The 294-nt window shown below is 34.0% G+C and carries 1 protein-coding gene; it reads right to left on the minus strand.

All coding sequences use genetic code 11. The features are described 5' to 3' along the window. Positions 1–119 precede the first annotated feature (119 nt). On the minus strand, positions 120–275 hold the full coding sequence (locus tag CSUIS19072_RS08500; protein WP_442863301.1) for a major outer membrane protein: 156 nt from the start codon (positions 273–275) through the stop codon (positions 120–122). Positions 276–294: the final 19 nt, after the last annotated feature.

Genomic DNA, 294 nt, shown 5'->3' on the forward strand with positions numbered 1-294 from the left:
GTAAAACAATCATTTAGGTTATTTTACTTTTGCGAAAATTTTGTCGCAAAGGTCGGCTTTACAGAAACCACCCTTTAGGGGTCGCATTCGCTAGTTTTGTGGGGGGGGGTGCTATAAAATTAAAAATTATATCTAGCCTCAAATCTTAAATGTTTATAATCTCCTATAATTGTATCTCTATTGATATATGAGTACCAAGCTTTAAAATTTAGCTTTTTGCTATATTTATAATCCACTCTAGCTACGGCTTCATACTCATTGGTAGTTGAGTTGATTCTTTTGCGTGTTACTTCG

Origin of the sequence: Campylobacter sp. RM19072 (genome assembly GCF_024723485.1) — a bacterium.
GTDB classification, from domain to species: Bacteria; Campylobacterota; Campylobacteria; order Campylobacterales; family Campylobacteraceae; genus Campylobacter; species Campylobacter porcelli.